This is a genomic window from Sphingobium agrisoli (assembly GCF_041877245.1).
In the GTDB taxonomy this organism is placed as follows: Bacteria; Pseudomonadota; Alphaproteobacteria; order Sphingomonadales; family Sphingomonadaceae; genus Sphingobium.
Genome location: NZ_JBHDJI010000004.1, coordinates 298,015 through 319,713 on the forward strand (window position 1 = coordinate 298,015; position 21,699 = coordinate 319,713).

General features: G+C 66.3%; 21 protein-coding genes. 4 read left to right on the top strand and 17 right to left on the bottom strand.

Going from position 1 to position 21,699, the window contains the following annotated elements:
* Positions 1-2: 2 nt before the first annotated feature.
* Positions 3-821, bottom strand: coding sequence for an ATP-binding protein (locus tag ACETPF_RS09725; RefSeq protein WP_373934244.1), 819 nt, complete (start codon positions 819-821; stop codon positions 3-5).
* A 99-nt stretch (positions 822-920) separates the two neighbouring features.
* Here ACETPF_RS09725 and ACETPF_RS09730 point away from each other — a divergent pair, with 99 nt between their 5' ends.
* Positions 921-1,874 (top strand): L-threonylcarbamoyladenylate synthase, encoded by a 954-nt coding sequence (locus ACETPF_RS09730; protein ID WP_373934245.1) that lies wholly within the window; start codon positions 921-923, stop codon positions 1,872-1,874.
* Positions 1,875-1,877: 3 nt separating this feature from the next.
* Here the strand turns inward: ACETPF_RS09730 and ACETPF_RS09735 are convergent, their stop codons facing one another.
* Positions 1,878-2,141: a hypothetical protein gene (locus ACETPF_RS09735; protein ID WP_373934246.1), complete on the bottom strand. Its 264-nt coding sequence runs from the start codon at positions 2,139-2,141 to the stop codon at positions 1,878-1,880.
* A gap of 70 nt (positions 2,142-2,211) precedes the next feature.
* On the bottom strand, positions 2,212-4,155 hold the full coding sequence (locus ACETPF_RS09740) for a putative bifunctional diguanylate cyclase/phosphodiesterase (protein ID WP_373934310.1): 1,944 nt from the start codon (positions 4,153-4,155) through the stop codon (positions 2,212-2,214).
* Between the two features lie 168 nt (positions 4,156-4,323).
* Between ACETPF_RS09740 and ACETPF_RS09745 the strand changes: the two genes are divergently transcribed.
* Positions 4,324-5,010 (top strand): GNAT family N-acetyltransferase, encoded by a 687-nt coding sequence (locus tag ACETPF_RS09745; protein ID WP_373934247.1) that lies wholly within the window; start codon positions 4,324-4,326, stop codon positions 5,008-5,010.
* Here the strand turns inward: ACETPF_RS09745 and ACETPF_RS09750 are convergent.
* The 3 genes from ACETPF_RS09750 to groES form a co-directional block, all read right to left on the bottom strand.
* Positions 5,000-5,392 carry a DoxX family protein gene (locus ACETPF_RS09750; protein WP_373934248.1) on the bottom strand — a complete coding sequence of 131 codons (393 nt, stop codon included), beginning with the start codon at positions 5,390-5,392 and terminating at the stop codon, positions 5,000-5,002. The genes ACETPF_RS09745 and ACETPF_RS09750 overlap by 11 nt on opposite strands.
* Before the next feature lie 149 nt (positions 5,393-5,541).
* Positions 5,542-7,185 carry a chaperonin GroEL gene (gene groL / locus ACETPF_RS09755; protein WP_373934249.1) on the bottom strand — a complete coding sequence of 548 codons (1,644 nt, stop codon included), beginning with the start codon at positions 7,183-7,185 and terminating at the stop codon, positions 5,542-5,544.
* Between the two features lie 100 nt (positions 7,186-7,285).
* The gene (gene groES / locus ACETPF_RS09760; RefSeq protein ID WP_021243753.1) at positions 7,286-7,573 is read right to left on the bottom strand and encodes a co-chaperone GroES; all 288 of its coding nucleotides are present in this window, start codon (positions 7,571-7,573) and stop codon (positions 7,286-7,288) included.
* A 302-nt stretch (positions 7,574-7,875) separates the two neighbouring features.
* Between groES and yghU the strand changes: the two genes are divergently transcribed.
* Positions 7,876-8,760 carry a glutathione-dependent disulfide-bond oxidoreductase gene (yghU, locus tag ACETPF_RS09765; RefSeq protein WP_373934250.1) on the top strand — a complete coding sequence of 295 codons (885 nt, stop codon included), beginning with the start codon at positions 7,876-7,878 and terminating at the stop codon, positions 8,758-8,760.
* A 117-nt stretch (positions 8,761-8,877) separates the two neighbouring features.
* On the opposite strand, the gene ligA is transcribed toward yghU, so the two are convergent.
* From ligA to truB, 9 genes are all read right to left on the bottom strand, one after another.
* A complete protein-coding gene (gene ligA / locus ACETPF_RS09770) occupies positions 8,878-10,989 on the bottom strand; it encodes an NAD-dependent DNA ligase LigA (protein WP_373934251.1) in 2,112 nt (703 codons plus the stop codon).
* Positions 10,986-11,177 (bottom strand): hypothetical protein, encoded by a 192-nt coding sequence (locus ACETPF_RS09775; protein ID WP_373934252.1) that lies wholly within the window; start codon positions 11,175-11,177, stop codon positions 10,986-10,988. Before ACETPF_RS09775 ends, ligA begins: the two co-directional genes overlap by 4 nt.
* A gap of 48 nt (positions 11,178-11,225) precedes the next feature.
* The gene (locus ACETPF_RS09780; RefSeq protein WP_373934253.1) at positions 11,226-11,600 is read right to left on the bottom strand and encodes a putative quinol monooxygenase; all 375 of its coding nucleotides are present in this window, start codon (positions 11,598-11,600) and stop codon (positions 11,226-11,228) included.
* Positions 11,601-11,740: 140 nt separating this feature from the next.
* Entirely contained in the window at positions 11,741-13,405 is a 1,665-nt protein-coding gene (gene recN, locus ACETPF_RS09785; RefSeq protein ID WP_373934311.1) for a DNA repair protein RecN, read from the bottom strand.
* 111 nt (positions 13,406-13,516) lie between these two features.
* Complete coding sequence (locus ACETPF_RS09790) at positions 13,517-14,302, bottom strand: outer membrane protein assembly factor BamD (RefSeq protein WP_373934254.1); 786 nt, start codon at positions 14,300-14,302, stop codon at positions 13,517-13,519.
* A 55-nt stretch (positions 14,303-14,357) separates the two neighbouring features.
* Positions 14,358-15,380 carry a sensor histidine kinase gene (locus tag ACETPF_RS09795; RefSeq protein ID WP_373934255.1) on the bottom strand — a complete coding sequence of 341 codons (1,023 nt, stop codon included), beginning with the start codon at positions 15,378-15,380 and terminating at the stop codon, positions 14,358-14,360.
* Positions 15,381-15,530: 150 nt separating this feature from the next.
* Complete coding sequence (gene pnp / locus ACETPF_RS09800; RefSeq protein ID WP_373934256.1) at positions 15,531-17,864, bottom strand: polyribonucleotide nucleotidyltransferase; 2,334 nt, start codon at positions 17,862-17,864, stop codon at positions 15,531-15,533.
* Between the two features lie 308 nt (positions 17,865-18,172).
* A complete protein-coding gene (gene rpsO / locus ACETPF_RS09805; protein WP_373934257.1) occupies positions 18,173-18,442 on the bottom strand; it encodes a 30S ribosomal protein S15 in 270 nt (89 codons plus the stop codon).
* A gap of 17 nt (positions 18,443-18,459) precedes the next feature.
* The gene (gene truB, locus ACETPF_RS09810; RefSeq protein WP_373934258.1) at positions 18,460-19,413 is read right to left on the bottom strand and encodes a tRNA pseudouridine(55) synthase TruB; all 954 of its coding nucleotides are present in this window, start codon (positions 19,411-19,413) and stop codon (positions 18,460-18,462) included.
* A 62-nt stretch (positions 19,414-19,475) separates the two neighbouring features.
* Here truB and ACETPF_RS09815 point away from each other — a divergent pair, with 62 nt between their 5' ends.
* Complete coding sequence (locus ACETPF_RS09815; RefSeq protein WP_373934259.1) at positions 19,476-20,171, top strand: HAD family hydrolase; 696 nt, start codon at positions 19,476-19,478, stop codon at positions 20,169-20,171.
* Between the two features lie 4 nt (positions 20,172-20,175).
* On the opposite strand, the gene ACETPF_RS09820 is transcribed toward ACETPF_RS09815, so the two are convergent.
* On the bottom strand, positions 20,176-20,754 hold the full coding sequence (locus ACETPF_RS09820; protein WP_373934260.1) for a thymidine kinase: 579 nt from the start codon (positions 20,752-20,754) through the stop codon (positions 20,176-20,178).
* Between the two features lie 4 nt (positions 20,755-20,758).
* Positions 20,759-21,622, bottom strand: coding sequence for an alpha/beta hydrolase family protein (locus ACETPF_RS09825; protein ID WP_373934312.1), 864 nt, complete (start codon positions 21,620-21,622; stop codon positions 20,759-20,761).
* Between the last annotated feature and the right edge of the window lie 77 nt (positions 21,623-21,699).

The window sequence follows — 21,699 nt, forward strand, 5'->3', positions numbered from 1 at the left end:
GCTCAGAGCGCCAACCCGTTGCGGCCGGCCAGTTCGACCACATATTGCCAGGCGACACGGCCCGACCGGCTACCCCGCTGGGTCGCCCACTGGATCGCCTCCAGCGGATCGACATCAAGGCCCAGCGTTGCCGCATAGCCGCGCACGATCGCGACATAGGCGTCCTGGTCGATCGCGTGGAAGCCGAGGCTAAGCCCGAAACGGTCGGACAGCGCCATCTTGTCATCCACCACGTCGCGCGGGTTGATCGGATCGTCCTGCTCGGCGAGGTGGCGGGGGATGATGTGCCGGCGGTTGGAGGTGACGTAAAGACGGACATTGGCCGGGCGCGCCGCCGTACCGCCCTGAAGCAGCGAACGGAGCGCCCGCGCGTCCCCCGCTCCATGATCGTCGAAGCCGAGATCATCGAGGAAAAGGATGAAGGGGCGTGTTGTCGGGCGCAGCAGCGAAAAGAGCGCGGGCAGGCTCGCCAGTTCATCGACCGCGCATTGCAGCAGCGCGATGTCCTGCCCTTCACGCTGGAGCCGGGCGACGACGGCCGCGACAACCGCCGACTTGCCGGTGCCGCGCGCGCCCCACAGCAGCACGTCATGCGCGGCGTGGCCGGCGGCGTGGCGGCGGCTATTGTCCAGCAACGCCTGCTTCTGCGTGTCGATACCGCTCAGAAGGTCGTAATCGATTGGCGCGAACGCGTCGACCGAGGCGATGGCGCGGCCATCCCAGACATAGGCCGGCGCGACGGTGAGATCGGCGGGCGCGGCGGGCGGCGGCGCCAGCCGTTCGAGCGCTTCGGCAATGCGCGTCAGGAGAGCGTCGGTCATGGCGCGGGATTAAGGTGACGCCCGGCAGGGCGCAACCCTGTCATTCCCCTGTCGCAATGGCCTTTTACTCCGCTTGATCGGGGACTATAGCGCGGGGCCGTGACAATCGCCCATCCAGCCTTTTCGACCAGGAGCCTGCGCTATGGCGCGGACGCGCTGCGCGAGGCGGCGCTGCTGATCCGGGCAGGCGAGCCGGTCGCCGTGCCCACCGAGACCGTCTATGGCCTCGCCGCCGATGCGACCGACAGCAATGCGGTGGCGGCAATCTACAGCGCCAAAGGGCGGCCGAGTTTCAATCCACTGATCGTGCATGTCGCCGACCGGGAGATGGCCGAGGGGCTGGCGCTGTTTTCGCCGGTGGCGCGGTTGCTGGCGGAGCGGTTCTGGCCGGGGCCGCTGACGCTGGTGCTGCCGGCGCGCGGGACAAGCGGCCTGTCGCCGCTGGTGACGGCGGGTCTGCCCACCGTGGCGCTGCGACTGCCGGCCCATCCGGCGATGCGCGCGCTGATCCGCGCGGCGGGATGCCCCCTTGCCGCGCCGTCGGCCAATCGCAGCGGGTCGATCAGCCCGACGCGCGCCGAGCATGTGCTCACCAGCCTGGGCGGCAAGATCCGGCTGATCCTGGACGAGGGGCCGACCAGCGACGGCCTTGAATCGACCATCGCCGCGCCGGAAGCGGACAAGGTCCGGCTGCTGCGGCCCGGCCCGGTGACGGCGGCGATGCTGGAGGAGGCCACTGGCCTGCCGGTCGTCACGGCGGCGGACGGCAAGATCGAAGCGCCGGGACAGCTGGAGAGCCATTATGCGCCGTCGAAGCCGGTGCGCCTCGATGCGCTGCGGGGCGAGACGGACGAATATCTGATCGGCTTCGGCCTGATGCCGTGCCATATCAACCTCAGCGCCGAGGCGGACCTGACCGAAGCGGCGGGCAATCTGTTCGCCGCGCTCCACATCGCCGATGCGAGCGCCGCGCGGCGCATCGCGGTCGCGCCGATCCCGAACGAAGGGGTGGGCGTCGCGATCAACGATCGGCTGCGGCGCGCGGCTGCGTAACCCTCAGTCGCAATCCTGATAGCCAGCCTCGCGGCACTGGCGGCGGCGTTCCTTTTCCCGCTTCTTCATCTCGCGCCCCTCGCGCGCTTCTTGCTTGCGCATCTTGCGGCCATAATTGCGGTCGGCCTCATCCTGGCTGGTCGTGGCCCAGTCCGCCGCCTGCGCGCCCGCGCGCACCGGCATGGTCGCGATGTCGAGCGCGGTCTTGGCCACGCAGCCCGGCAAGGCCAACATGAGCAGCGGCGCGGCGATCATCATCCTGTTCATTGTCAGTCCCCCGGAAAAAAGATCGTGGCCGCCATGGCATAGGCAAGATTAACCGCAGCCTAAGCCTTTGTCAGGAAACGCGGCGTATGGGGCGGACGGGATCGGGCCGCTGCGTGCCGGCAAGGGGGCCGGCGGCAATCAATTCGGCGATGCGATCTCGCGTGACGGGCCGGCTGAAGAGATAGCCCTGCACATTGGTGAAGCCGGCTTCGCGCGCCCATTGCAATTGGTCGGGCGTCTCGATCCCCTCGGCAACCGTGTCCATCGCCAGGTCGCGGGCGAGATTGCCGATGGCGCGGACGATCGCCCGGTCCTCCACATTGGCGCTGACACCGGCCATGAAGCTCTGGTCGATCTTGAGCGTGTCGAAGCGGTAGGAGCGCAGATAGGAGAGCGAGGAATAGCCGGTGCCGAAATCATCGAGCGCCAGGCGCAGGCCGATCCGCTGCAATTCGCGCAGCACCGCGTTGGTCTGGCCGCTGTCGTCGAGGAAGATGGATTCGGTGACTTCCAGCTCCAGCCGGCGGGCGGGCAGGCCGCTGTCCAGCAGCGCTTTGATGACATTGGCGGGCAGGTCCACCGACTTGAGCGAGGCGGGCGAGATGTTGATCGCCATGCGCACGTCGCCTGGCCAGGCCATGGCGGTGGTGCAGGCTTCGCGCAGCACCCAGCCGGTCATCGCCTCTATCATGCCCATGCTTTCGGCGATCGGGATGAATTCCGACGGCGGGATCGGCCCGAGCACCGGATGGTCCCAGCGCATCAGCGCTTCGCAGGCGTCGATATGGCCTGTCTCCAGATCGACGATCGGCTGGAACAGCAATTTGAGTTCGCCCTGATCGAGCGCGCGGCGAAGGCCCGTCTCGATTTCGTGCACGCGGTTGAAGCGTTCTTTCAGCGACCAGTTGAACGTCGAGGCGCGGTTGCGGCCGTCGCGCTTGGCCTCGTAAAGGGCGAGGTCGGCATGTTGCATCAACTCGTCCATGTCGCGTCCGTCCTGCGGCGCGACGGCATAGCCGATCGAGGCTGTGACCTGGAGGTGGTTCTCGCCAAGGTCGAAGCCGTGGGCGAAATCGCCGAGTATCTCCTGCGCCAGCGCGGCGGCCGTCACCCTGTCCATGTCGGGGCAGATGATGACGAATTCGTCGCCGCCGAAGCGCGCGATGCGCCCCTGCCCCTGCACGATCTCATTGAGCCGCTCGGCGACGACCCGCAGCAGCTGGTCGCCGACCATATGGCCGAGAGAGTCATTGATTTCCTTGAAGCGATCCACGTCCATCCAGAGGATGGTGACGGCGTCGTTGCGTTTTTCGCTGGTCTCGAAAATGTCGCGCAGCCGCATCTGCATGGCCATGCGGTTCTCAAGGCCGGTGAGACTGTCGAAGCGGGCGAGCCGCTCGAACTTCTCGGCGAGCAGCGACTTGTCGCGCCGCCCCACCAGCGCCTGGACCACGATGCGGTGAATGGTCGAGCTGATTTCGGCGAGGCCCAGGACCATCATGACCATGGCGACGGCCAGGACGCGGTAGCCGGTCGATCCTTGCAGCCAAAGGCCGGTGGCGGTGGGCAGCAGAGTGAGGCAGACCTGCCCGATGGCGATCTGCACCCGACCAGCGTTGCGGCCCGATATGCCGCCGGCATAGCCGGTCGCCATCGAGACGCTGAGCATATGCGTCACCGGATCGCGCGACCCCAGCAGGGTGACAAACGCCATGAGGCCGAGCAGCCCGGAATAGCCCCACGCGCCCAGCTCGTAGGCCAGCTCCCAGACACGCGATGCGACCGCCGCGCCGCGGGTGAGCTGGCGATGGAAGAAAATGGCGGAGACGACGCGGAGCGACGCGACGAGGCAGAGGACCGCGACGACCCACTGGATCGGGCCGGTATCCGACATGCCGCTGATGACGAGCCCCACGGCCACCCCAGTGACCGCGCCGATCGTCAGCGATGCAGGCGAGGCATAGAGCGATTCGACGAGGCTGCGGCGTACATCGGCGTCATGCGCGGGGCGCATCGCCTTCAGCTTCCCCAGCAATGTCGTCAAAGCGCGCAAATGGCGGGTCTCCGATTCCCAACCCGCTGATCGCACGTTCGATTTAGCATCTGGTTAACGCTAAGCCGCGGCACCGCTGGCACTTGCCGGGCAGGATTGATAGGCGAAACGCCCATGATGGAGCCGCCAATGTCCCTTCTCGATCATCCTGTCTGGAACAGCTTGACCAGCGGCTGGGGGGCGCTGGCCAAGGGCGATGCGCGGGCGCGGCGGCTGGACCCGCGCTATGGGCCGTTCGCGGCGATGGCCGATGACGGCGACGCAAGCCAGGCGGCGCTGACGGCACTAATCTCGCCGGACGATGAATTATGGCTGGTTGGGGCGGATGCGCTGAGGCCCCCGCCGGGCGTCCGCGTCGTTCGCACCGCGATGCTGGCGCAGATGATCGGGCCGGCGGTGACGGGCGGCGGGGCTGAGCCGGACTGGACGGTGCTGGGCGAGGCCGATGCGCCGGAGATGCTGGAATTGGCGCTGCTGACGAAGCCGGGGCCGTTTCGCCCCCTCACCCATCGGCTCGGGCGGTTCATCGGGGTGCGGGAGGGCGGCAGGCTGATCGCGATGGCGGGCGAACGGATGCGGATGCCGGGCTTTGCCGAGGTGAGCGGCGTGTGCTCCCATCCCGACTGGCGCGGCCGGGGCATCGCCGGCGCGCTGATGCGGATCGTCGCGCGGGCGATGCTCGACCGGGGCGAGACGCCGTTCCTTCACGCCTATGCCGCGCATGAAGCCACGATCGCGCTATACCGGACGCTGGGGTTCGAGACACGGGCGGAACTGCCGATGATGGTGGTGACGCAGGCGCCGATCAGCGGCTGAGCCGCACCTTGCCCGCCAGGAGCGCCCACCAGCAGATGAAGGGCTGCGCGAAGAGGCGGGGATAATGATAGGCCCAGCCGAGCCCGGTGCCGGTCGACAGGTCGCGGACGGCATGCTGGATGTTGAGCGGATAGACGCATAGCGCATAAAGGGCCAGCATCACGCCCGCGAGCGCGCGCAACCGGGGCACGAACAGGGCGGCCGCGCCGGCGATTTCGGCCGCGCCGGTCAGCAGGATGACGGTGTGCGGCGCGGGAATGGCCGTCGGCATCAGCGGCGCGAACATGTCGGGCCGCAGCAGATGGACGACGCCCGCGACCAGATAAAGCGGGGCGAGCGTCAGGCGGGCGATTGTTGCCCTGCGATCGGGGGGGAGAGGCATGGGCGCATCATGGCGTGGCGCAGGCGGGTAGGACAGCCCTCGACCGGCAAAAAAGAAAAGGCCGGCGGATCGCTCCGCCGGCCCATCTTTCCAGTAGGCTTTCGCCTGGAGGCATGAGACCCCGGCCTGCGCCGGGGTGACACTACGTGTCAGAAGTCCATGCCGCCCATGCCACCCATGCCGCCCGGCATCGCGGGAGCAGCGGACTTGTCTTCCGGCAGCTCGGCGATGGTGGCTTCGGTGGTGATCAGCAGACCAGCGACCGACGCGGCGTTCTGAAGCGCGGTGCGAACGACCTTGGTCGGGTCGATGACGCCGGCGGCGACCAGATTTTCATAGGTGTCGGTCGACGCGTTGAAGCCGAACGACGTGTCGGTCTGGTCGAGCAGCTTGCCCGATACGACCGCGCCGTCATGGCCGGCGTTCGCTGCGATCTGACGCACCAGCGAGGTCAGCGACTTGCGGACGATGTCGATGCCGCGAGTCTGGTCGTCGTTGACGCCGGTGACGCCTTCGAGAACCTTGGTCGCGTAGAGCAGCGCCGTGCCACCGCCGGGGACGATGCCTTCTTCCACGGCCGCGCGGGTCGCGTGCAGCGCGTCGTCGACGCGGTCCTTGCGCTCCTTGACCTCGACTTCGGTCGCGCCGCCGACCTTGATGACGGCAACGCCGCCGGCCAGCTTGGCAAGACGCTCCTGGAGCTTCTCGCGGTCATAGTCCGAGGTCGTGGTCTCGATCTGCGCACGGATCTGCTCGGTGCGGCCCTTGATCGCTTCGGCTTCACCCGCGCCATCGACGATGGTGGTGTTGTCCTTGTCGATGGTGACGCGCTTGGCGGTGCCGAGCATGCCCAGGGTCACGTTCTCCAGCTTGATGCCGAGGTCTTCGCTGATGACTTCGCCCTTGGTGAGGACGGCGATGTCCTCCAGCATGGCCTTGCGACGATCGCCGAAGCCAGGCGCCTTGACTGCCGCGACCTTCAGGCCACCGCGCAGCTTGTTGACGACCAGGGTCGCCAGCGCTTCGCCTTCGATATCTTCCGCGATGATCAGCAGCGGACGGCCCGACTGCACGACCGCTTCGAGGATCGGCAGGATCGACTGAAGGTTGCTGAGCTTCTTCTCATGGATCAGGATGTAGGGGTCGGCGAGTTCGACCTGCATCTTTTCCGGGTTGGTGATGAAGTAGGGCGACAGGTAGCCGCGGTCGAACTGCATGCCTTCGACGACGTCCAGCTCGAATTCGAGACCCTTGGCCTCCTCGACGGTGATGACGCCTTCCTTGCCGACCTTTTCCATGGCTTCGGCGATCTTCTGGCCGACTTCAACGTCGCCGTTGGCGGAGATGATGCCGACCTGGGCGACTTCATTCGAGCCCGAAACCGGCTTCGAGCGCGACTTGATGTCTTCCACGACCTTGCCGACGGCGAGGTCGATGCCGCGCTTCAGGTCCATGGGGTTCATGCCGGCCGCAACCGACTTCATGCCTTCGCGCACGATCGCCTGGGCCAGGACGGTGGCGGTGGTGGTGCCGTCACCGGCGATGTCGTTGGTCTTCGAGGCCACTTCGCGCACCATCTGCGCGCCCATATTCTCGAACTTGTCCTTCAGTTCGATTTCCTTGGCGACCGACACACCGTCCTTGGTGATGCGGGGCGCGCCAAAGCTCTTGTCGATGACGACGTTGCGGCCCTTCGGCCCCAGGGTCACCTTGACCGCGTCGGCCAGGATGTCGACGCCGCGCAGAATGCGCTCACGCGCTTCACGCGAAAACTTTACGTCCTTCGCTGCCATGATCTTTACCTCTCTTGAGAATTGCGAAACGTGCGAAGTTCACACCGTCGCAGGTGTTGAAAATCCGCGGAAAACAGGAAACGGGTCCGGGTTCGCAGCTTTACGCGACGACGCCGAGAATGTCCGATTCCTTCATGATGAGCAGGTCTTCGCCATCGACCTTCACCTCGGTGCCCGACCATTTGCCGAACAGGATGCGGTCGCCGGCCTTGACGTCGAGCGGGGTCACCTTGCCATCTTCGGCCTTGCTGCCGGTGCCGACGGCGACGATCTCGCCTTCCTGCGGCTTTTCCTTGGCGCTGTCGGGGATGATGATGCCGCCAGCAGTCTTCTCTTCCGCTTCCACGCGGCGGACGAGAACACGGTCGTGCAACGGACGAAATGCCATGTTGATGTGCCTTTCCCTAGCTGTTCGGGAGGGGATGGACGACCGCCATTCAGCGCGCCGCCCTCAAGTCCTTCTCCCGATGAACTTCCTTCTGTTAGCACTCATTGATCGAGAGTGCTAGCGGCGCGAATATGGCTGCGTCGCTTTGTGCGTCAAGATGGGGATGGAACTTTTTTGCATGGGCATCGGCGCAGCGCGACCGGTGAGCGACGAAGCGGGCCAGCGGCCGGCCCGACGTCTTGTGGCCCTCGCCCTTGCTTCCTACCTGCACGGCATCGTTTCCATGCTGAAAGGATTGCCCGTTGAGCGATACCCCCTACACCCCGCCTGCGGTCTGGACATGGGACAAGGACAATGGCGGCGCGTTCGCCAATATCAACCGGCCGATCGCGGGACCGACCCATGACAAGGATCTGCCGATCGGCAAGCACCCGCTCCAGCTTTATTCGCTCGCGACGCCGAACGGGCAGAAGGTCGGCATCTTGCTCGAGGAGTTGCTGGCGGCGGGCGTGGCCGAAGCGGAATATGACGCCTGGCTGATCAGGATCGGCGAAGGCGACCAGTTTTCCAGCGGCTTTGTCGACATCAATCCGAACAGCAAGATCCCGGCCCTGGTCGATCACAGCGCGTCGCCGCCGCGCCGGGTGTTCGAATCGGGTTCGATCCTGGTCTATCTGGCCGAAAAGTTCGGCAAGTTCCTGCCCAAGGACGGGCCGGCGCGCACCGAGACGCTGAACTGGCTGTTCTGGCAGATGGGGGCGGCGCCGATCCTGGGCGGGGGCTTCGGCCACTTCTTTGCCTATGCGCCGGAGAAATATGAGTATCCGATCAACCGCTACGCCATGGAGGCCAAGCGGCAACTCGACGTGCTCGACCGGCATCTGGCGGATCATGAGTATATGGCGGGGGACGACTATACGATCGCCGACATCGCCATTTGGCCCTGGTATGGCGGGGTGGTGCTGGGGCGCAGCTATCCGGGGGCCGATGTGTTTCTCGACGGGCCAAGCTACAGGAATCTGATGCGCTGGGCGCGGCAGATCGACGCGCGGCCGGCAGTGAAGCGCGGACGCATCGTCAACAAGGCTAACGGCCCACTGGAAGAGCAGTTGCACGAGCGGCATGACGCCAGCGATTTCGAAACGAAGACGCAGGACAAGGTGCAGGGGACGGAAGGCGGCAAATAGGGTCCGACCTGCGGTGGGGAAATGATGCTCCTGCGGAAGCAGGAGCCCAGAGCGTCGAAACGCCGCGCCCAGAACCCTGGGCTCCTGCTTTCGCAGGAGCATGGTGGTGGCTTTCCCTTACCCTGCCGCCTTGACGATGTCGGCCCAGGCGGCTTCGTCGATCACCTCTATGCCGAGCGCGGCGGCCTGTTTCAATTTGCTGCCTGCGCCCGGCCCGGCGACGACGAGATCGGTCTTGGCGCTGACCGATCCGGCGGCCTTCGCGCCTAGGCGCTCCGCCTGCGCCTTGGCCTCGTCGCGGCTCATGGTTTCGAGCTTGCCGGTGAAAACGACCGTCTTGCCGGTGACGGCGCTGGCGGTGGTTTCCACGACATAGGGCGGCGGGGACACTTCGGACAGCAGGTCGTCCCATGCCTCGATGTTGTGCGGTTCGTGGAAAAAGTCGGCGAGCGCATGGCCCACCGCCGCGCCGACATTCTCGACGCCGATATGGTCGGCGATGGCCTTGTCGCGCTTGGGGATGCTGTCAAAGGGCTGATCGCGCAGGGCGATGATGTCCTGCGCCAGCGCGCGGATCGCGGGGAGCGTGGCATAGCGTTTCAACAGGTCGCGCGCCGTCACCGCGCCGGCGTGGCGGATGCCAAGGCCGAAGAGCAGGCGCGCGGCGTCGGGCTGGCGCTTCGCCTCGATCGCGGCGAGGAGATTGTCGACCGACTTTTCCTTCCACCCCTCGCGACCGAGCAGAGCGGCGCGGTGCGCTTTCAGGCGGAAGATGTCGGCGGGTTCGGCGATCCAGCCCAAGTCGAGAAACTCCTGGATCGTCTTTTCGCCCAGCCCTTCGATGTCGAGCGCGGCGCGGCTGACGAAATGGCGCAGGCGCTCGAAGCGCTGCGCCGGGCAGATGAGGCCGCCGGTGCAGCGTATGTCCACTTCCCCTTCCTCGCGCACGGCTTCGGAGCCGCAGACCGGGCAATGATCGGGGAAATGGAAGGGGTCGCGCGGTTCCTCGCGCGTGAGATTCTCGACCACCTGCGGGATGACGTCGCCGGCGCGCTGGACGACGATGCGGTCGCCGGGGCGGACGCCGAGGCGCGCGATCTCGTCGGCATTGTGCAGGGTGACGTTGGAGACGACGACGCCGCCCACGGTGACGGGGGTGAGACGGCCGACGGGGGTGAGCTTGCCGGTGCGGCCGACCTGGATATCGATGGCCTCCAGCGTCGTTTGCGCGCGTTCGGCTGGGAATTTGTGGGCGATGGCCCAGCGCGGGGCCTTCGCGACGAAGCCGAGGCGCTGCTGCCAGTCGAGCCGGTCAACCTTATAGACGACGCCGTCGATGTCGAAGGGGAGATCGGCGCGGGCGGCCTCGATCGCGCGGTAATGGGCGATAAGTGCTTCGAGGCTGTCGACGCGGGTGAGCATGTCCGAGACAGGCAGGCCCCACGCGGCGATCGCCTGCATGACGCCGCGTTGCGTGTCGGCGGGAACTTCGCTGTGCGCGCCCCAGCCATGGGCGAGGAAGCGCAACGGGCGGCTTGCGGTGACGGCGGCGTCCTTCTGGCGCAGGGAGCCAGCGGCGGCGTTGCGCGGGTTGGCGAACTGGCGCGCCTTTTCCGGGTCTTCGGCTTCGGCAAGCAGGCGGGCGTTAAGCGCCACGAAATCGGCCTTCGCCATATAGACTTCGCCGCGGACCTCGAACAGGTCGGGGATGTCCGGGCCTTTCAGCGTCTGCGGGATGTCGGCAATGGTGCGGACGTTGGCGGTGACGTCCTCCCCGGTCGTCCCGTCGCCGCGCGTGGCGGCGAGGACCAGTTCGCCCTTTTCGTAGCGGAGCGAGCAGGACAGGCCGTCAATCTTGGGCTCGGCGGTGAGCGCGACGGGCGCATCGTCGGGGAGCGCCAGGAAGCGGCGGACGCGGGCGAGAAATTCGGCGATGTCCTCGTCCGAAAAGCCGTTGTCGAGGCTCATCATGCGGACGGCGTGGGGGACTTTCTTAAGCGCCGTGCTGGGGGCCGCACCGACCTGCGCGTTGGGCGAGTCGGCGCGGATCAGGTGCGGGAAGGCGGCTTCCAGCGCGTTGTTCTCGCGGATCAGCGCGTCATAGTCGGCGTCGCTGATCTCTGGCGCGTCCTGATCATGATAGAGCCGGTTATGCCGCGCGACCTCCCTGGCGAGGCGCATCAGGCGGTTGGCGGCTTCGGCTTCGGAAAGGGTGGCGGGGTCGGTCATTTATTCAGGTGCTCAAACAAGGCGAGGAGAAAGAAGAATGTTACCAGTAATACGCTGACGATCAGGTAGGCTATTAAAAGTGGTTTGAGAGGGCGGCGTTTCAGCATCCCTACTAGGAAAAAGGGCAGGAACAGCACGCCCACCGTAACAGGGATCGAGAACAGGAACTGTGTCAACGTAAGTGGCATGAGTTACCTCCCCGATCCAAAAGCGTCGCTTCCGCCGCGCGAGCTAGATCATACCCCTGCCACCGGCACGGTCTCGAAGCTGTGCGGGAAGCCGGCGATGAGGGGGCGGGCCTTGGCGATGGCGGCGCGGACGGCGGGGAGTTGCAGGGACGCGGCGTGGCTGCCCTTGCTGTCCCAGACTTCGGTGATCCAGATCGCGTCGGGGTTCGTGGCGTCGAGCGCGACGACATAGGAGAGGCAGCCGGGCATCGCGCCGGTGGCGGCGGTCAGGATCGCGACGAGGTCGTCGCGCTTGCCCGGCGTGCTTAGCATCTGGCCGATGAGGCCATAGCGGGGCTTCCCTTCCTGCGCGGCGGCGGGGATGGCACCGGCGGCAAGCGTGGCGGCGGTGAGGCCCAGCATGTCTCTGCGGTTATGGGTCATATTTCTTCTCGTCCCTCCCGTTCGTCCTGAGCGAAATCGAAGGACGTGGCCGAACGAAGAGAGGCCCTTCGCTCCGCTCAGGGGAGGGCTTCGACTTCGCTCAGCCCGAACGGTATGGGAAATATGCTGTTTGGCAAGCCCTATGCCCGCTCCAGCAATCGTTCCGCCTGCGCTCTCGCCTCCGCCGTAATTTCCGCGCCCGACAGCATCCGCGCGATTTCCTCGCGGCGCTCGCCTTCGCTCAGCGCGTGGACGCCGGTGCGGGTGACGGTGCCGTCCGACGACTTCGCGATCAGGAGATGGCCCGCGCCGCGCGCAGCCACCTGGGGGCTGTGGGTGACGACCAGGATCTGGTTGCTTTGCGCGAGGCGCGAGAGGCGTTCGCCGATCGCGTCGGCGACAGCGCCGCCCACGCCCCGGTCGATCTCGTCGAAGATCAGCGTGTCGGCCCCGCCCCGCTCCGCCAGCGCCACCTTGAGCGCGAGGATGAAGCGCGAGAGTTCGCCGCCCGACGCGATCTTCGCCAGCGGGGCGAAGGGTGCGCCGGGGTTGGTCGAGATTTCGAACTCCACCCGGTCCATGCCCTGCGGGCTCCATTGCCCTTCGTCCAGCTGCGCGACGACCGTACGGAAGCGGGCGGCGTCGAGCTTCAGGGGTGCGAGTTCGCCGGCGACGGCGGCGTCGAGGCGACCGGCGGCGAGCAGGCGTTCGGCGGAGAGCGCCTGCGCGGCGGCGCGATAGGCGGTTGCCTTGCCCGCGACATCGGCTTCGAGCGCGGCGATATGCTCCTCCCCTCCCTCGATCGCGGCGAGCTTGGCCGCCATTTCGTCAAGCAAGGCGGCGAGATCGTCGGGCGCGACCTGATGCTTGCGGGCGAGGCCGCGCAGGTCGAACAGGCGGGTCTCAATGGCGTCGAGCCGGGCGGGGTCGAAGGACAGGGCTTCGGCGGCTTCGGCGAGGCGATCCTCGGCTTCGCCCGCTTCCGCGACAGCGCGGTCGAGCGCTTCGAGGACGGCGGTGAGCAACGGCTCTTCGCCAGCGATGCGGTCGAGCCGGCGGGCGGCCTGCCGCAACTGGGCGAGGCCGCCATCGGAGCCGGTGAGGCAATCGCCGACAGCGGCGAGATCGTCGGTCAGGCGCGCGCCCTTCTGCATCGTCGCGCGCTCGGTGGCGAGCGTTTCCTCCTCGCCGGGTTCGGGGGCGAATTTGGCGAGTTCCGCGACGGCGTGCGTGAAATAATCGCGGTCGCGCGCGGCGGTTTCGACGGTCGCGCGCGCTTCGTTGAGAGCGGCGACGGCAGCGCGCCAGGCCGTGTGGGCAGTCGCGACCGCGCTTGCGTCGCATCGGCCATAGGCGTCGAGCAGAGCGCGGTGGCCGCGCGCGTTCAAAAGGCCGCGATCATCATGCTGGCCGTGAATTTCCACCAGCGTGCCGCCCAGATCGCGCAGCAGCGCGGCCGAACAGGGCTGGTCATTGACGAACGCGCGGCTGCCGCCATCGGCTTTCAACGTGCGGCGGATGAGCAAAGGCTCGCCCGGCTCCATGTCGATGCCATTGTCAGTCAGCAGCGCGGCGGCGCGGCTGTCGGGCGCCGGGGCATCGAACGCGGCGGTGACGCTCGCCTGAGCCTCCCCTGCCCGCACGAGGCCGCTATCCGCCCGTGCGCCGAGCGCCAGGCCGAGCGAATCGAGGAGGATCGACTTGCCCGCGCCGGTTTCTCCGGTGAGGACGGAGAGGCCCGCGCCGAACTCCAGGTCCAGTGCCTCGATCAGCACGACATTGCGGATGGCGAGACTGGTCAGCACGACGATGTTCCGCAAACATCATCCCAGCGATGGCTGGGATCGCGCGCCCCGCAGCCGGACCAAGCCGCCTGAGACCCCGGCCTTCGCCGGGGTGACGCCGTCATGATGACGTCACGCCTTCCCGCCATGGCGCTCCATCAGCTTGTAGCTGCGCTCATACCATTCGGAGCCGGGATAGTTGCGGCCCAGCACGGCGGCGGCCTTTTGCGCTTCGTCGGGGATGCCGAGCGAGAGATAGGATTCGACGAGCCGCTCCAGCGCTTCGGGCGTGTGCGTGGTGGTCTGATATTTGTCCACCACGGCGCGGAAACGCAGCGTGGCGGCAAGCCATTGGCCGCGACGCTGGTAGAAACGGCCGACCTCCATCTCCTTGCCGGCGAGGTGATCGTTGACGAGATCGACCTTGAGCCGCGCGTCGGCGGCGTAGCGGGTGTCGGGATAACGGCGGATCAGTTCGCCGAGCGCATCCAATGCCTGCTGCGTAATCTTCTGGTCGCGGGTGACGTCGGCAATCTGCTCATAATAGCAGAGCGCGATCAGATAATAAGCGTAGGGCGCGTCCTTGTTGCCGGTGTGGATCGCCAGGAAGCGCTGCGAGGCCGAGATGGATTCGGCGTAATCCTGGTTCATGTAATAGCTGAACGCCGACATGAGCTGCGCGCGGCGCGCCCAGGGCGAATAGGGATGCTGGCGCTCCACCTCGTCGAACAAGGCGGCGGCGAGCTTGTACTGCCCGCGATCCAGCCGGTCCTTGCCGCTGTTGTAGAGGGTGGACACGTCGCGGGCGACATATTGGGTGTCCGCCTTGTTCTTCGACGTGGCGCAGCCCGACAGCAGGGCGGCGAGCAGAACTGGAGCGGCGGCGACGCCCAGGCGCGTCATGGTTTTCGTCAGCATGGGCCGGGTCATAGCCGAGCGACGGGCCGCCGCCAAGCGCCAGAATAGGGATGCGTCAGGTGGCGCCGCCGGGCGGCAGGTCGAGCCGGGCGATGGCGCCCCTTCGCGGTCCGGGCACCAGCGCGAAACTGCCGCCGAGCTGCGCCGCCAGCGCATTGGCGATGCGCAGGCCGAGCGATTTTGCGTTGCCGATCTGGAAATCGGGCGCGATCCCCCTGCCGTCGTCGGCGATCTGGAGCGAGAGCCGGCCGTCTTCGTCGACATTGAGGCTGACATGGATACGGCCGGCGCAATCGGGCAGCCCATGTTCGATCGCATTGCTGACGGATTCGGCGACCACCAGCGCCAGCGGCACGGTGATATTGGGGTCGAGCCGCAAGCCTTCGGGCGCGGCGACATTGACCGATACATCCTGCCGCCCGCTCGCTTCCATGATATCGGTGGTCAGGGTCGTGAGGAAGGTCGCGATGTCCTGCCCTGCCCCGCTGCCGTCGTAGAGCGCGCGGCTGATGCGGCCGACCAGCGCGAGCCGCGAGGAAGCATCGTCCAGCGCGCGGCGGGCGACCTCATGATCGACATGGCGGCGCTGGAGCGCGAGCATGGCGGCGACGACCTGAAGATTGTTCGACACACGATGCTGAAGCTCATGGAAGAGCAGCTCGCGGTTTTCGGCAAGCGCGCGGTTGCGCTCACGCTCCACGGCAAGGTTGAAGTTGGCGCGCTGCATGAAATGGATCAGCACGATGTCGGTCGTGACGACGCCGATATAGAAGAGCATCGCGACCGCGACTGCCGGGTTCAGCGCCAGCTGTCCGGACGGCGGGATGAAGAAATACCAGGAGACGAAGCCGCAGAGCACTGCCGCGAAAATGCCGGGGCGCACGCCGAAGACGAAGGATGACAGGATGACGGCGGGAAAGAAGGTGACAAAGGGATAGCCGCTAGGCAGCAGCGGCGCTGCCGCCTCTCGCAGGGCGAAAGCGGCGGCGCAGAAAATCAGGGTGACGATATAGGCATAGACGGGGCGGCCGGGCACGAGCGGCAGGCGCTCGACAAAACGCTCATTCTTCCGCTGCATGGCTTTCCCCGACCCAGGTTCTGACACCGTACCAGATAGTTTCGCAATCGCATTGATCGAGATTAGTGAATTGCATTGTCAAGAACGAAAAAGGGCGCATGGATCATCCATGCGCCCCTTTGCTAGCTTCGGTTAGGACGGAAAAGCGGATCAGTCCTGGGTCAGGAAGTCGGGCAGGCCGGCGTTCGAGCCGTCATCATCGCCCTTTCCGCCCTCGCTGCGCGGGCCGCGATCACGACGCGGGCCGCGATCCCCGCCCCGGTCGCCACCGCGTCCGCCACGGTCGCCGCCGTCACGGCGCGTGCCACGGCCGCGGTCACCGCGACCTTCGCCGCGATCACCGCGCGGTTCACGCGGTTCGCGAGCGGGACGGGTGTCCTCCAGTTCCTCGCCGGTTTCCTGATCGACGACGCGCATGGACAGGCGCACCTTGCCGCGCGGGTCGATCTCGAGAACCTTGACCTTCACTTCCTGACCTTCCGACACGACGTCGGTCGGCTTTTCGACGCGCTCATTCTTCATTTCGGAGACGTGGACGAGACCGTCCTTGCCGCCCATGAAGTTCACGAACGCACCGAAGTCGACGATGTTGACGACCTTGCCGGTGTAGATCTTGCCGACTTCCGCTTCCTCGACGATGCCGAGAATCCACTTCTTGGCGGCTTCGATCTGGGCGATGTCGGACGAGCTGATCTTGATGATCCCCTCATCGTCGATGTCGACCTTCGCGCCGGTTTCCGCGACGATCTCGCGGATGACCTTGCCGCCGGTGCCGATGACGTCGCGGATCTTGGACTTCTCGATCTGGATCGTTTCGATGCGCGGGGCGTGGGCCGACAGTTCGGTGCGGGTCGAGGACAGCGCCTTGCTCATTTCACCCAGGATATGGGCGCGGCCTTCCTTCGCCTGACGCAGCGCGACCTCGAAGATTTCCTGCGTGATGCCGGCGACCTTGATGTCCATCTGCATGGTGGTGATGCCCGCTTCCGTGCCCGCCACCTTGAAGTCCATGTCGCCCAGGTGATCCTCGTCGCCCAGAATGTCGCTGATGACCGCGAAATCCTTGCCTTCCAGGATCAGACCCATGGCGATGCCGGACACCGGACGCTTCAGCGGCACGCCTGCGTCCATCATCGAGAGCGAGCCACCGCAGACGGTCGCCATCGAGGACGAGCCGTTGGATTCGGTGATGTCGGACAGGACGCGTATCGTGTAGGGGAACTCGTCCTTGCTGGGCAGCACGGGGTGCAGCGCGCGCCAGGCGAGCTTGCCATGACCCACTTCACGACGGCCCGGCGCACCGAAGCGGCCGACTTCGCCGACCGAATAGGGCGGGAAGTTGTAGTGCAGCATGAAGTTTTCATAGTGCAGGCCAGTGAGGCCGTCGATCATCTGCTCCGCGTCCTTGGTGCCCAAGGTGGTGGTGCAGATCGCCTGGGTTTCGCCGCGGGTGAACAGCGCCGAACCATGGGTGCGCGGCAGGAAGCCGACCATCGCCTCGATCGGGCGAATCTGGGTGGTGGTGCGGCCGTCGATGCGCTTGCCGTCCTTGAGGATGGCGGTGCGGACGATTTCGGCTTCCAGCTTCTTGGTGAGCTTAATGCCGGCCATCACGGTCTGGGCGTCGAGGCCGTCCTTGGCGAAGCTTTCCTTCGCCTTCGCGCGGGCTTCGTTGAGCGCGTTCGAGCGGGCGGACTTGTCGGTCAGCTTGTAGGCGGCCGCGATGTCCTTGCCGATCAGCTTGGTGAGCTTCTTCTTGAGGTCGCCGAGGTCGTCGCCCTTGGCGATGTCCCACGGATCCTTCGCGGCCTTTTCAGCGAGGTCGATGATCGCGTTGGCGATCTTCTTGCTCGCTTCGTGCGCGAAAAGGACGGCGCCTAGCATCACGTCTTCCGACAGTTCCTTGGCTTCGGATTCGACCATCATGACGGCGTTGCCGGTGGCGGCGACGACGAGGTCGAGTTCGCCGGTCTTCACTTCCTCAAGGGACGGGTTCAGCTGATATTCGCCGTCCTTGTAGCCGACGCGGGCAGCGCCGATCGGCCCCATGAAGGGCACGCCCGACAGCGTCAGCGCGGCCGAGGCGGCGATCATCGCCACGATGTCCGGCTCGCTTTCGCCATCGAAGCTCAGCACCTGGGCGATGACGTTGATCTCGTTGTAGAAGCCCTCGGGGAAGAGCGGGCGGATCGGACGGTCGATCAGGCGGGAAACCAGCGTTTCCTTTTCCGTCGCGCCGCGTTCGCGCTTGAAGAAGCCGCCGGGGATGCGGCCGGCTGCCGAATATTTTTCCTGATAGTGAACGGTCAGCGGGAAGAAGTCCTGCCCTTCCTTCACCGACTTGGCGGCGGTCACGGCGCAGAGCACCACCGTTTCGCCATAGGTCGCCAGCACGGCGGCGTCGGCCTGACGCGCAATGCGACCGGTTTCGAGAGTCAGGGTTTTGCCTGCCAGCTCGATCGAAACTTTCTTTACATCAAACATGCTTTTTCCTTCGCCCGCCACGGCCCTATTGCCCGGCGGGGCCTCATCTGCGGGCTAACCGGCCCGCTGCGGCTTTGGGGCGTCGTGTGGCCCCGATTGCGAGGATCACGCCGGATTGCGTGACCTTCCCTTTGTCTTGCTCCCCATGGGGAGAAGGCGTTCAACCCGAACGCCCTATATCTGTTATCGTGCTCCGGCGAAAGCCGGAGCCCAGGGTTACGAAGGCTGCGCCCAGTCCCCTCGATCCCGGCCTTCGCCGGGATGACCTGAAACGTAAACGGCCCGCCGAAGCGGGCCGAACGATCAGGTCACTTACGCAGGCCCAGCTTGGCGATGAGGTCGGTGTAGCGGCCCTCATCCTTGCGCTTGAGATAGTCCAGCAGCGACCGGCGCTTGTTGACCAGCATCAGCAGGCCGCGACGGCTGTGGTTATCCTTGTGGTGACCCTTGAAATGCTCGGTCAGGTTCGAGATGCGCTCCGACAGGATCGCGACCTGGACTTCGGGCGAACCCGTATCGCCTTCGGCGCGGGCATGTTCCTTGATCAGCGCTTCCTTGCGCTCGGCAGTGATCGACATCGGGCTTCCTTTCATATCTAGAGATTGAAGCCGCGCACCACCCGGATCTCCGGGCCACTGGACTCCACCAGCGCGACGGGCGTTTCGCCCAACATCGCCAGCAGGAGACCGGTGTGCGGTTTCCCCATGAGCACCCTCCCCTGACGGAGAGCCAATGCTTCATCGGGAGTGACGGGAAGGGCCGGGATGTCGTCCAGCCCCGCCGTCAACGGCAGCATCACGCCGCCGAGGTCGCCGCCCATAGCAGCTTCGTCCAGTTTGTCCAGCGAAATCGCCGATTCGAGCGTGAACGGCCCGGCCTTGACGCGCCGAAGCATGGTGACATGGCCGACGGTGCCGAGCGCCAGCGCGATGTCGCGCGCGAGGGAGCGGATATAGGTGCCCTTCGAGACGTGGGCGGTGAGGGTGATAGACGAACATGCGCCCCCCTCCGTTCGGTTCGAGCCTGTCGAGAAGCCTTGCACCGGGTTCTCGACAGGCTCGAACCGAACGGGGGTGAGAGAGTGGATCGTCACCGCCCTCGCCTTCATCTCCACAGCCTCCCCCTTGCGGGCAAGGTCGTAAGCGCGCTGGCCGTCGATCAGGATGGCGCTGTAGGCAGGGGGAGCCTGTTCGATCGCGCCGGTGAAGCGAGGGAGGATAGCCTCCACTTCGGCGCGCGTCGGGCGATGGTCGCTGGTCGCGATGGCCTTCCCTTCCAGGTCGAGCGTGTCGGTCTGGACCCCGAACTGGACAGTGAATTCGTATATCTTGTCGCTGTCCAGCATCCGGCCGGCGAGCTTGGTCGCTTCGCCCACCGCGATCGGCAGCACGCCGGTCGCCAACGGATCGAGCGTGCCGCCGTGGCCGACCTTCCATTTGCCCGCGCCCCCCGTCACCTCCCGCTGTATGCGAAGCGCGCGCTTGACCGCGCTGACCGCTTGGGTCGAGCCGAGGCCATGGGGTTTGTCGAGGATGATCCAGCCGTGCATGGCGGCGGTCCGTATCCCCCCTGCCCTGTTCTGTCAGCCTTTTATGCGCTAACGGACGCGGCGTGACGATCCAGCTCATCTGCCTCGATGCCGACGACACGCTCTGGCACAATATGCGCCATTTCAACGCGACCGAGGACGCGCTGCTCGACATGCTGCGTCCGTTCGCCGATGCCGATGTGACGCGCGAGCGGCTGATCATGTGCGAAACGCGCAACCTGCCGCTCTATGGCTATGGCGCGAAGGGCTTCACCCTCTCGATGATCGAAACGGCGGTGGAACTGGCGGGCGACGCGCTGTCGGCGACGATGATCGAGCAGATATTGGCGGCGGGGCGCGCGCTGCTGGCGCATCCGGTGCAATTGTTCGACCGGGTGGAGGAGACGCTGCGGGCGCTCGCCAACATCGCCCCCCTCGTGTTGGTGACGAAGGGCGACCTGCTGCATCAGGAAAGCAAGCTGGCGGCGTCGGGCCTGGGCGACCTGTTTTCGGGGATCGAGATCGTCAGCGACAAGACGGCGGACACGTTTCGCACCCTGTTCACGCGGCATGATGTGCCCGCCGAAGCGGCGGTGATGGCGGGCGATTCGATGCGGTCGGACATATTGCCGGCGCTGGAGGCGGGCGCCTGGGCCGCGTTCATCCCGCAGGAGGGCGGCTGGGCGCATGAGCGCGCCCGCACGCCCTCCGATCATGCGCGCTTCGTGCAACTGGAGCGGCTGGCCGATCTGCCGGGCTGGATCGCAACGCTGGACTGAGGCGTCAGCGCGCCATCCGCTCGACGAAGTGGCGGCGGCACAGCGCGACATAATCGTCATTGCCGCCGATCTGGGTCTGTGCGCCCTGGTGGACGGGGCGGCCATCGGCGTCGACGCGCAGGTTCATCGTCGCCTTGCGCCCGCAGTCGCAGATCGTCTTGATCTCGCTCAGCGTGTCGGCGAGGCCGAGCAGATGGGCGCTGCCTTCGAACAGCGCGCCCTGGAAATCGGTACGCAGGCCGTAGCAGAGGACGGGCACGTCGAGGCGGTCGCACACCGCCGCCAATTGCCAGACCTGTGTTCGGGACAGGAACTGCGCCTCGTCCACCAGCACGCAGGACAGAGGAGTCGCGGCGTGCTGATCGCCGATCACGGCGAACAGATCGACCTTCGGATCGAACAGGTGCGCGGGCTGTTCCAGCCCGATGCGGGAGGCGATGCGCGCCGCGCCGTAGCGATCGTCGATGGCGGCGGTCCACAGCATCGTCGCCATGCCGCGTTCCTGATAGTTGAAGCTCGATTGCAGCAGGGTGGTCGATTTGCCCGCATTCATGGAGCTGTAGTAGAAATAGAGCTTCGCCATCGGGTCAGCGCATGGTCGGCGCGACGCCCGCGAGGAAGCGCAGCAGCGCGTCGGCCAGCGCGATCCGCTTGTCCGAAAAACTATGGTCGGTCGGCCAGACCATCAGCCGCGCATCGGGGTTCGCGCCCTGCGCATCGGCCGCGACCTTGCGCGCCTGCGCGCCGATGCCGCGCTCCGCCCCGATAATGGTGAGCGGGCGACGGGCATAGGCGGCGAGGCGGCGGCCGAGGTCGAACTTGGCCGTCTCGCTTTTGATCTCCGCGGTCAGGCTTTCATAGGTCGCGCCGGCGAGCGGCGGCAGGTCGCCGGCGACTTCGGCCTTCCAGCCCGCGTCGCCGTCGGGCGTCGCGAGCGAGGCGGCGGTCTGGGACGGATCCCAGGGGTCGATCAGAAACAGGCCGGCGACGCGCGGTTCGGCCGCCGCCGCGTCCGCCGCCATGAAGCCGCCCATGCTGTGCCCGGCCGCGACGATCGCGCTGGTGTCGATGCGGAATTTCGCGACGGTGGCGGGCTGTTGCAGATACTGGAGCGCGGTGAAGGCGTCCTCCGACGCATTGCCGAAGGAGAAGGCGCCGGGGCTGCCCCAACTGCCGCGATAATGGAGGGTCAGCACGTTCCACCCGGCGCGGCGGGCGGCCTGGGCGAGGTCGAGATTCTGCTCGTTGCCGGGGAAGCCGTGGAGCAGCAGAAGCGTCGGGTGCGTCCCGGACCCGGCGGCAGTGTACATGACCGCGTTCATCGCGCCATTTTCCGCCGGGATGACGAAGGCGCTCATCCCGGCGGGATAGGCGGCGTCTGGCGCGGGATCGGCGATGACGGCGGACAGCGGCCCGGAGTCTTTGGCGAGGGCGGGCACAGACAGAAGCATCAAGCCCGCCGCGATCCATGCCATATTGTTCATGCGCTGCCCCGATCCGGTTATAGTTCGGAAAGCTGTTAGCGCGC